The 2758-nt window shown below is 30.9% G+C and carries 4 protein-coding genes and 1 pseudogene; 4 read left to right on the top strand and 1 reads right to left on the bottom strand.

Translation table 11 applies throughout. The features are described 5' to 3' along the window. Positions 1–599 (bottom strand): F0F1 ATP synthase subunit beta (locus AC30RD_RS08135; protein ID WP_489493977.1); only part of this gene is annotated, 599 nt, incomplete at its 3' end. Between the two features lie 68 nt (positions 600–667). Here AC30RD_RS08135 and AC30RD_RS08130 point away from each other — a divergent pair. The 4 genes and pseudogenes from AC30RD_RS08130 to AC30RD_RS08115 all read left to right on the top strand — a co-directional run. Continuing rightward, positions 668–1360 (top strand): F0F1 ATP synthase subunit A, encoded by a 693-nt coding sequence (locus AC30RD_RS08130; protein WP_489493976.1) that lies wholly within the window; start codon positions 668–670, stop codon positions 1358–1360. Further along, positions 1361–1627 (top strand): ATP synthase F0 subunit C, encoded by a 267-nt coding sequence (atpE, locus tag AC30RD_RS08125; RefSeq protein ID WP_489493974.1) that lies wholly within the window; start codon positions 1361–1363, stop codon positions 1625–1627. Positions 1628–1635: 8 nt separating this feature from the next. Beyond that, entirely contained in the window at positions 1636–2373 is a 738-nt protein-coding gene (locus AC30RD_RS08120) for a F0F1 ATP synthase subunit delta (RefSeq protein ID WP_489493973.1), read from the top strand. Beyond that, positions 2370–2758 (top strand): annotated as a pseudogene (locus AC30RD_RS08115) (hypothetical protein); the annotation flags it as partial. The gene AC30RD_RS08120 and the pseudogene AC30RD_RS08115, both read left to right, overlap by 4 nt.

Below are 2758 nucleotides of genomic sequence, written 5' to 3'. Positions count from 1 at the left end.
GTTTTATCCATAACCTTTGCTTTTATCATTTCATTATAAAGTTCATGCCCCTCTCTAACTCTTTCTCCAACGCCGGCAAAAACGCTTATTCCTTGATATAATGAAATCGTTTTATAAATAAACTCCATTAGCAAAACAGTTTTTCCAACTCCGGCACCTCCAAAAAGTCCAACTTTCCCACCCATGATAAAAGGAGCCAATAGATCGATTATCTTAATTCCCGTTTCATAAATTTTTATTTTTTCGGACTGTTTTGAGATAGTAGGAGAGTTTTTATGAATCGCTTCAAATTGATCAAAGTCGCTCTCTTTTTCGTCTATGGCTTCTCCAAAAACATTTAATACCCTTCCTAAAACTTTTTGACCCACGGGCGTTTTTAGAGGAGAGTATAGTCTTTTTACTTTCATTCCGGGCTTTACATTTTGTAAAAAACCAAGAGCCAAAGCCCTTACATGATGGGAATCTATCTGTTTTTGAGTCTCTAAATATATAATTTTATCATCCGTTTTTATCTGTAAAGCCTCAAAAATTTTAGGTAACTCCTCATCAAAATAGATATCGCAAACATTTGCGCTGAGCGAGACAACTTTTCCTTCCATAATCCTCTTTCAAAAAGTTTTAATATCATTTGATATATCATACCATAGATGGGTTTAAGGAAATAAAAATGATTGAAAAAGCTATAGTAAATCCTCAGACAGTTTTTGAGATAAAAGTTTTTGATATCGTTATACCCGTAACGGACGTGGTTGTTACAAGTTGGGGAGTAATAGCTTTTTTAACGCTTTTTTTGATAGTTTTTAATAGAAAATTATCGATCTTAAAACCTTCAAAAACACAGATATTTTTAGAAAGCGTAGTTGTTGCTATCTATAATGCGATAGAATCCGTTTTTAAAAAGGATCCTTGGGCGTTAGTTCCATTTATTGGCACCATATGGATATATGTAGGGTTTTTAAATCTTGTGGATTTGATCCCATATTTGCATAATCCCACTAGAGATTTGAGCGTAACCTCGGCTTTGGCTTTAGTGGTCTTTTTTTCGATACACTATTATGGGATAAGGTATAGTGGGCTAAAAAACTATTTAAAAAAATATATAAAGCCTGTATTTATACTTCTTCCTTTAAATATTTTTGGAGATATTTCAAGAATATTTGCGATGGCTATAAGACTTTTTGGAAATATGCTAAGTTGGGAGTTAATTGTGGCAATATTGGTGCTTTTAGCCGGTTTTATAGTTCCTGTGCCTATGATTTTATTAAGTATAGTAGGGGATGTTATTCAAGCTTATCTTTTTGGGATGCTTAGTTTTATTTTTATAATGGGCGGAATTGAAGTTGAGACTAAAGGAGAGTAAATGGATAGTTTAACGATAATTATTGCGGTATCCATATTTACCGCGGGATTAACCATAGCAATAGGGGGATATGCACCTTCAAGAGGAGAGGGGGAAGCTTTAACAAAAGCTATTGAAACTATAGGCAGACAGCCAGAATCTGCTAACGAGATAACAAAACTTTTATTTGTGGGTATGGCTATGGTGGAATCGGTGGCAATCTATTCTTTGGTGATATCGCTAATAATTCTTTTTGCAAACCCTCTTTTAAAATATGTTTTACAATAGGATAATTTATGTTTAACTGGTGGACTTTTGCTTTTTCGATCGTAAATTTTTTAATTGTTTTATATATTTTATATAGACTTTTATTTAAACCTATAAAAAAGGTTATAAATGAAAGAGACGAGATAATAAATAAAAGATTTGAAATAGCTACGAAAAAGGAAAAAGAGGCTTTAAAATTAAAAGAAGAATATGAAAAAGAGTTAAAAGAGATAAAAATATTAAAACAAAAAATTATTAATGAAGCAAACGCCCAAGCTTTTAAAATCAGGGAAAAAATATTAGAAGAGGCTAAAAACGAAGCAAAAGAGATTTTGGAAAAAGAGAAAAAAATAGTTCAAGAGGAAAAACAAAAGATCTACAAATTTATAATAGAAAAAAGTAAAGAGTTTTCCCAAAAATTTTCCATAGAGCTTTTAGAACATATAATAGATAAAGATTTTAACGAATTAATTGTTAAAAAATTTATAAAAAATTTTGATAAAGAGTTTGCGGATATATTGAAAAAGATAGAAAAACCAAATGAATGCAAAGTGCAGATATATTTGGCTAACTCGGTTAGTGAAGAGACTCTTAAAGATATAGATAAACTTTTAGATATTTTCAAATGCCAAAAAATTGAAAAAGAGATAAAGATAGATAAAGAGTTAATAGGTGGCATAAAGATAAGAGTAAATGAAAATCTATTTGACGGGTCAATAAGATCGATTATTGAAAAAGCAAAAGAGTCTATAGAGCAGAAGATATGATAAATTCTAAAGAGTTTGTGGAAAAAATTTTTAAAAACGCTATAAATGGATTGAAAAAAGAGAGTTTTTCACCGGTTTATAAAGAAGAGGGTATCGTTAAAGATATAGGCGATGGTATTATTGAAATAGAGCATTTAAAAGATGTAGGTTTTTATGAACTTTTATATCTTCCAAAAGCCGATATTTACGCTTTAGCGCTAAAAATAGATAAAGGGTTAATAAAAGCCGTTGTATTGGGAGATTATACTAAAATCGAGGTAAAAGACGAAGTTATAAAAACCTCCAAGGCAGCTTCTATTGCGGTGGGATATGAGATTTTGGGTAGGATAATAGATCCTTTAGGCAATCCCCTAGATAATAAAGAAAAGATTGAAAGCTCCATATT

This window comes from Nitrosophilus sp. (assembly GCF_982775275.1).
This window is presented reverse-complemented; position numbering and strand designations above follow the sequence as displayed.

Coding starts and splice junctions, on each gene's coding strand:
- AC30RD_RS08130 (WP_489493976.1), top strand. CDS start 668: ATGATTGAAAAAGCTATAGTAAATCCTCAGACAGTTTTTGAGATAAAA.
- atpE (WP_489493974.1), top strand. CDS start 1,361: ATGGATAGTTTAACGATAATTATTGCGGTATCCATATTTACCGCGGGA.
- AC30RD_RS08120 (WP_489493973.1), top strand. CDS start 1,636: ATGTTTAACTGGTGGACTTTTGCTTTTTCGATCGTAAATTTTTTAATT.